This is a genomic window from Ferroacidibacillus organovorans (genome assembly GCF_001642725.1).
GTDB classification, from domain to species: domain Bacteria; phylum Bacillota; class Bacilli; order Alicyclobacillales; family SLC66; genus Ferroacidibacillus; species Ferroacidibacillus organovorans.
In genome coordinates this window covers 1-6917 of sequence record NZ_LSUQ01000093.1, presented here as the reverse complement: position 1 = coordinate 6917, position 6917 = coordinate 1, and the positions used below count along the sequence as shown (strand labels likewise).

Here is a 6917-nt window from a genome sequence, read left to right as displayed (position 1 = left end):
GCTCGCGAATCGCTGTGAGCGTTTCTGGCAACATGTGCACATCCGCCTGCGCAATCGCTTCGCGGATCGACGGCGTTTTTGCACTGACATCCACCATGCGTGCGTGGCCCGCCTCGTCCAGATGAGTCAATCGATGGTGCGCTGCCACCGCGCGCGCCGAAACCTGATCCGTCAACGTATTTCTCCCCGTTTCTCTTCATTTCATTTAGTATAACGCAAACCGATCTTCTTCCGCACAAGCACAGCCCGGACATTTTGATTCCTGTATAATACGTTGTGACGAATCCTTTCCTAGGCAGGTGAATCCGCGTGAATGTACACGTTCGACTCTTTGCCGCAGCGGCAGAAGCGTGTGGAAAAGAGCAAATCGAAGTTTCAATCGAGCACAGAGCACCTCACACCATCGCCGATGTACGCGATGCGATTGCGGCTGCCTATCCAATGCTCGAAGAAATTCTTCGCCGCGCATGGTTTGCGGTAAATGAAGAATACGCCACACACGACGTGACCATCCAAGAAAAAGACCGCATCGCGATCATCCCGCCAGTGAGTGGTGGGTCACAACCGCAGAGCCTCCGTGACACTACATGGCCCGACTTGCTCATCACGCGCGACATATTATCGGTCAACGCGATGTATGATCACGTCTTGCGTGCGGCGGCAGGTGCCGTTGTCCTTTTTTCCGGTACCGTCCGCGAATTTACGCGCGGGCGACAAACAGACTACCTGGAGTATGAGGCGTACGAGGAAATGGCTCTTGAAAAAATGCGCGCCGTAAAGAATGCGTGTGTGGACCGCTGGCCTGATGCGCATGTCGCGCTATGGCATCGCGTGGGACGGCTCGCTTTGACGGAGACAAGCGTCCTGATCGGCGTTTCGACCCCCCATCGCAAAGACGCGTTCGCCGCAGGTCAATTTGCGATCGACACCCTCAAGAGAACCGTACCCATCTGGAAAAAGGAATTTTTCTCAGATGGGCAAGTTGAGTGGGTAGGCCCTGACGGACCGTGGAATCCAACGTCAGATCAAGAAGGTGATCCGCATGCAACATCCTGATCTGCCTGAAACACATCCGCGGTACAGCCGGCAACACCTGTTTACGCCGATCGGGGTCTCCGGCCAGCAAAAATTGAACGCTGCCCGCGTTGCGGTCGTCGGCGCAGGCGCACTTGGCACGGTCATTGCCAACCACATGGTGCGCGCGGGGGTTGGCTTCACTCGAATCATTGATCGCGATATCATCGAGTGGAGCAATCTTCAGCGGCAAACCCTCTATGATGAAGCGGATGCGGCAGAAGCAAAACCAAAAGCGCTCGCGGCGGCCGCAAAACTTCGTCAGATCAACAGTCAAGTACAGATTGAACCTGAGGTCACTGATCTCACTGCCGCAAACGCAGAGCGTCTCTTACGCGATGTCGATCTGATCATGGATGGAACTGATAATTTTGCGACTCGTTTTTTAATCAACGATGTGGCCGTCCTCCACAAACTGCCATGGATTTATGCAGGCGCTGTGGCAAGCCGCGGAATGATCGCTCCTTTTTTTCCGGATGGCGCCTGCTTTCACTGCCTGTTTCCAGATGATTCGAATCAGACGCACGCAGAAACGTGCGATACAGTCGGCGTCATCGGACCACTCACCGATGTGATCGGGAGTCTCGCATCGACGCTCGCGCTGAAATACTTGGTCGGCGCGCCCGTCGCGAAACACTTGACCCACCTTGACGTGTGGGAGGGCCGCCAGTCGACCATGAAACTCCCTGCGAAGCAAGAGAACTGCAAAACGTGCGGACAGCGCATCTTTACGTATCTACACTCTGATCGCGCTCCTGAGACGGTCAGTCTCTGTGGTCGGGACACGATTCAAGTCACGCCAAACGCTCCGCGCAATCTCTCGCTCGATACACTGGCAAAGGAAGTGCGTATCGTAGCAAACGACGTCACTCAAACGCCTTTTTTTGTGCGGGTTGCAGTCGATGCTTACACGCTCACGGTTTTTCGCGATGGAAGGGCGCTCATTCAGGGGACAAGCGATACAGGGGTGGCAAGGTCTCTCTATACGCGTTATGTAGGTGCTTGATTGGAATCGGGGATTTGATAGAAACCGCTTACAAAACAATTGCAGGCAAAGCCTGCGCGCGGATTGGCTTTGAAACGTCTAACGCTCGTCATCCTCTTCTTCAAGGATGCGTCGCTCTACAGGTTTTCCTGACGAGCTGCGCATCGCTTGACAGAGCGTGACAAACGGATCATCATTGCCGCGTATCGCGTTTCGCAACAGTTCTGCAGCTTGCTGTTTCTGTAAACCCGCGTCTCTTTCATTGAATTGCCCCAATGTTGACACCTCACGTTTACACGAACTTAACATGATAGTCGTATTGTACTATGTTGCGGTCCCAAGTTCTATAGGAGACAACTGAGAATCTACGAATTTCATTTTTGTAGATTCGTCACTCCCTTCGCGTGATACGCGCAGGGAGAAAGCGACCGCGTGCCAGAGTTGCTGTCGATACACATCGATGATGCGCTGTAACTCTTCACACGGCAAGACGAGCAGTTCGAGAGAGTCGGCTCTGCGCATCAGCGCTTCAGACAGCGGATCGAGAGGCAAGAGCAGCACATCGCTCGCGCGTTCTTTCGTACGCGCCACCATCGCCCGCTCAAGTACCCCACCCTCCCCTTCGCTCAGTTCCAGCGCAATCATCATCACCACGCGTCTTCCCTCATGGATCGCCACAAAATAGCCCTCACGCCACGCGTCAGCATTCCGTTCAAGTAGGATGCCTCCACGCTCTTCGCGATTGGATAAAAAGACGTCGCGCATTACGCGAACAGCGCGCGCCATATCTTGCGTTGCCCACGCCTTGACTCGCTCAAACGTCACCTCATGACTCGCAGCAACCTGTGTCGACCGCAATGGAGATAACTCGTGCGTTGTGTCGCATTCCGGATGATCCAGCGACTCCTCAAGCATTTGTGCGCGCAGGCGGCGCGTTAGACGTGTCATCGCTTCTGAGAGGTTTGCGTGAAACCACACCGTGCGTTTTGACGCATGCGGACAAGCGGCTTGCGCCTCAGGTACACACGTGAAGAGCCACGTATAAAACACCTCGCGCAAGAGCAAGCCGGGGCCCCCCAAGCGCCGATCCTCTTCCTGAAACCGCACGAGACTGTCAAACAGCGCAGCGAGCGATGACGCGCTTGAGAGACCGATTTCGCTGAGACGCGCAACGAACCGCCGTGTCGCATTCCGAAAAATCGCCTGATTGACAAAGAGTGTGACGAGTCGTACGTCAGAAAATTCAGGAGTAAGGGTTTCCAACACAGCCGCGAGATCGAGAAGCGGGAGCGGCCAGTGATCCGGCTGCAGTGGAAGCTGCCGCAGGTCGCGCAGTGCAGCAAAGCGGATGACACCATCCTCGCCAAGCGTTAGAGGCATCCGCACATACGCTGGGTACTGGTTTGCGTACGCATCGATCCAGCGCTTACATCCGGGCGGCAGTTCCTCAAGCGCGGAAAGCTTTCGCCTCAATTTCAAGAGATGAAGCCAAGAACCGACGGTTTTTTGCAGCGCGATCCACGGTTCTTCCCATACGATGCCAAACCACGACAGTATGAAGACACCCGCCGCCAGAGACAGTTCCTGCGTGACATGGTATGTCGCGGCGTGAAAAAGCGCTGCTAGCGACAAAAGGAAAACATAGATCACGTATATCCCCTCCTCATCACTTCACTTCCAATTCCCCTATCTTTCCTAGAAGTAAAGCGGTCTATTCTATGATTTTGTTTCATAGATTCGATAGCACGTACAAGAAAATCATGCACATTGTGCGCGCTTTGGAGGTCTAAACAAGCGATGCTCCCAAAACGAATCTCTTTGATCGCAACATCCATCCTTTTTCTAGCGACATCCCTCATGATGACTTCCTGGTATGCCCGCAAGATCGATCCGGCGGTCGTATCGTACATGTCGATTCCTACAGCACTGCGCGCTATCCTTGACTTTTCAGTTCTTGGAAAGCCGCTTGCGACACCCGATCCAACGCACTTTTTGGTTTCACTCGCCGCGCTCTCAAATGATGAGATTACGCTTGAAACCGTACCTTCAGTGGCCGGCTCCCTGCCGTCTGCCACAGGTTACGGACTTGGCGCAAACAAAACTTCAAATTCCGCCAACCTCGTAAAGCCTAATTCGCATCTCCCGACTACCTTGCCTCTCGCCTCACCGCTTACATCTGTCGTGTCATCACCGATCGCACTCGGCTGGACACTCGGCGTTACTCCTGCGACACTGCCGACCCTTCTTGCCCAGTCTCCAGGGCTTACCGTGCTTGCGCCAAAATGGTTGCATGTCTCAGGTCCTTATGGAGCGGTCAGTGGGACGATCAACGAGCAAGTCGTACAAATGTGCCACGCGCGAGGAATCAAAGTCTGGGCGGTCGTCGACAATGGTTTCTCTGCATCCGAGACCCATGCGTATCTTTCCTATGCCGATCGGCAGACCGCTTTAATTCACCATCTTGTCACCCTTGCAAAGCAATACCATCTCGATGGGCTCAACCTTGATTTCGAAGGATTAGCGAACGCAGACCGCTTTAATTACACACACTTTGTTCAACAACTCGCAACGGCGCTCCGCCCGCATCACGTCGCGCTCTCTGTCGACCTTCCGCCTGACATCATTTACGGGCAAAACACTGGACCTTATAATCACGCAGCATTGGCAAAAGTCGTCTCAAAGATCGTTTTGATGGGCTATGATCAACACTGGGGTGGCGATCCTTATGCAGGGCCGACCGCGTCACTGCCGTGGGTGTCTACGGGGATCAAAGATATGCTTATAACGGGGGTTCCCTCACAAAAGCTGGTGCTTGGCATGCCACTCTACACACAGGATTGGACGCTGTCAAAACAAGGCACAGTATTGAATAGTCAGCCACTCTCACTTCAACAGTTGCAAAATCTCGTCTCTCAAGTTCACGCAGTTCCTCACTGGGACGCAGCGCTTGGCGTTCACGTTCTGAGGTATGTCGTGCAAGGAACCATTCACGAAATTTGGATGGAAGACGAGCGTTCACTCATGCTTCTGGCGGATCTCATCCCAAAAGATCATTTGGCAGGCGGCGCGGTTTGGTATCTGGGGTTATCAAGCCCGACACTCTGGCAAAGCCTTGTCAACACGCTTCACACGGCCATTGGTTAATCAAAAACCGTGCGGCCGTTAAGCATTCGCTTATCGGCCGCACGGTTTGACTCAGTCTCTTAACTGACGAAGGACATCAAAAATCACTTCATTGTCAGGTTGTTTATCGATCGGGTGAACATCGATAAAGCGAACAACTCCCTCTTTGTCAATCACAAAGAGTGCACGTTCGTTAAACCCTTCAGAGCGAAGGACGCCGAATTTTTCAGCGACTGCCCCGTGAGGATAAAAGTCCGAACAAAGCGGATAAGAAATGCCGCCAATGGACTTCTGCCACGCTTCGTGGCTCGGAATGCTATCGACACTGATACCCAGAACCTGGGTATTGTACTCTTCAAAACGAGAGAGATCATCCTCGTATGAAGGCATTTGAGCGCCTCAGACCGGAGTCCAATCGAGGGGATAAAATGCGATAAACACATTTTTCCCGCGAAACTCTGAAAGTGTAACGGTGCGGCCGCCATGCGCCTTAAGCGTAAAATCCGGCGCGGCATCGCCAACTTTCAATGTCTTGGTTTCCGGTGCGCCCTTGGGTTGTCCGAGTCCTGCCATGAGCATGACCGCCTTTCAAGGGTAGATTTGGTACATCCCCGATTATACCAAGATTCGGCTGAACATCAACGTCACTCGCGTCACGCGTCTGGAGACAGCACGAACACTTCGGTCTCATCCCGCAGAATCGCTTGCGCCTCGCGTCTTGAAAGTTCTCCCGCATCTGCCGCTGCGATAAGTGCAACACATTTCCCGAGCTGATCCGTCGTATGCATGACAACATCGACGTTGAGTCGTTTTGCGAGCGCTCGCAAAACGAAAACAGGCGCATACGTCGTTGCCGTAGTCAGAATCTGCTGACCCGCATGCGCCCACGCGTTGAGTCCATCTGAAATGGTTGCCAAAAGTGCAGCGTAACCTGAAGCGAGCAACTGTTCATCTGTCAGATCAGGAGAAATTCCGTATAACGTGCCCGCCGCAGCGTGTTCCGACTCATCGATCTGCAAGCGAACGTTCGGGAAAGGTTTTTGCAAAGCAGCGGCCACTTCGTCACTCGATGGATGCGTAGACGTATGCGCAAAGAGCCAATCGATCATACGCTGGGCGTTTTCAAAGCCACGCACAACAGGAAGGATCTCATCAAGATCGGACTGTGTTGACGCGTTTGAAAAAAAGCGAATGTACCCTTCTTTTTCAACAAGAAGCAAAGCGTCCATTTGCCCGTTATGCATCACACCAAACTGTGTGGCCGTGAGCGCTGAGACCGTAACACACGGGATGTTTTGAAATCCTTCCAAGTAAAGTGATTTTTTTACTTCAAGTTGATAGTTTTGTGCGGCGACAGGAACGTCCAAGCGATCCTGAAACCGCTGTTTTAAAAGGATAAACCGCGAAGCGAGCAGGTGATCTTGCATCACGCCGCACGTTTCAAATCCAGAAAAGTGAAACATGAGCCACGAATCAAACCCACCCGCGACGAGCGGTAGATGCGGATAGGATGAAGCGATTGCAGATATACGTTCCAGTGTCATCTGAAACGCACCATCCCCATCCATCGGAAGACGCAACACCGCAAGCGGCGTTCCAGAGCGGCGCTCCCATACGACCGCATAGCGAGGAGACGAACAAATGGCGAGCGCGATGACGTCGCGCGCGTGAACTGCCGCGCGACGCAGCGCCATATTAAGCAGCGTTATCACGGCAGTCAATACATCATCAGCGC

7 protein-coding genes are annotated in these 6917 nt (G+C 53.3%); 3 read left to right on the top strand and 4 right to left on the bottom strand.

All coding sequences use genetic code 11. The features are described from left to right. The first annotated feature begins 309 nt into the window (after nt 1–309). Together AYW79_RS14850 and AYW79_RS14845 are read left to right on the top strand one after the other, a co-directional pair. A complete protein-coding gene (locus AYW79_RS14850; RefSeq protein ID WP_067567573.1) occupies nt 310–1056 on the top strand; it encodes a molybdenum cofactor biosynthesis protein MoaE in 747 nt (248 codons plus the stop codon). Next, nucleotides 1043–2080 carry a ThiF family adenylyltransferase gene (locus AYW79_RS14845; RefSeq protein WP_067567570.1) on the top strand — a complete coding sequence of 346 codons (1038 nt, stop codon included), beginning with the start codon at nt 1043–1045 and terminating at the stop codon, nt 2078–2080. Before AYW79_RS14850 ends, AYW79_RS14845 begins: the two co-directional genes overlap by 14 nt. A gap of 78 nt (nt 2081–2158) precedes the next feature. On the opposite strand, the gene AYW79_RS15700 is transcribed toward AYW79_RS14845, so the two are convergent. Together AYW79_RS15700 and AYW79_RS14840 are read right to left on the bottom strand one after the other, a co-directional pair. Continuing rightward, complete coding sequence (locus tag AYW79_RS15700; protein ID WP_156481853.1) at nt 2159–2335, bottom strand: hypothetical protein; 177 nt, start codon at nt 2333–2335, stop codon at nt 2159–2161. Between the two features lie 48 nt (nt 2336–2383). Further along, nucleotides 2384–3709, bottom strand: a complete 1326-nt coding sequence (locus tag AYW79_RS14840; RefSeq protein WP_067567567.1) for a hypothetical protein — start codon at nt 3707–3709, stop codon at nt 2384–2386. Nucleotides 3710–3856: 147 nt separating this feature from the next. Here AYW79_RS14840 and AYW79_RS14835 point away from each other — a divergent pair, with 147 nt between their 5' ends. Continuing rightward, nucleotides 3857–5203, top strand: a complete 1347-nt coding sequence (locus AYW79_RS14835) for a glycosyl hydrolase family 18 protein (protein ID WP_067567564.1) — start codon at nt 3857–3859, stop codon at nt 5201–5203. A 51-nt stretch (nt 5204–5254) separates the two neighbouring features. Here AYW79_RS14835 and AYW79_RS16220 read toward each other — a convergent pair whose 3' ends face one another. Further along, nucleotides 5255–5755: a redoxin domain-containing protein gene (locus AYW79_RS16220; protein ID WP_079291089.1), complete on the bottom strand. Its 501-nt coding sequence runs from the start codon at nt 5753–5755 to the stop codon at nt 5255–5257. 80 nt (nt 5756–5835) lie between these two features. Next, nucleotides 5836–6917, bottom strand: a 1082-nt coding sequence (locus tag AYW79_RS15960; RefSeq protein WP_197467736.1) for a hypothetical protein, incomplete at its 5' end; no start/stop codon positions are given.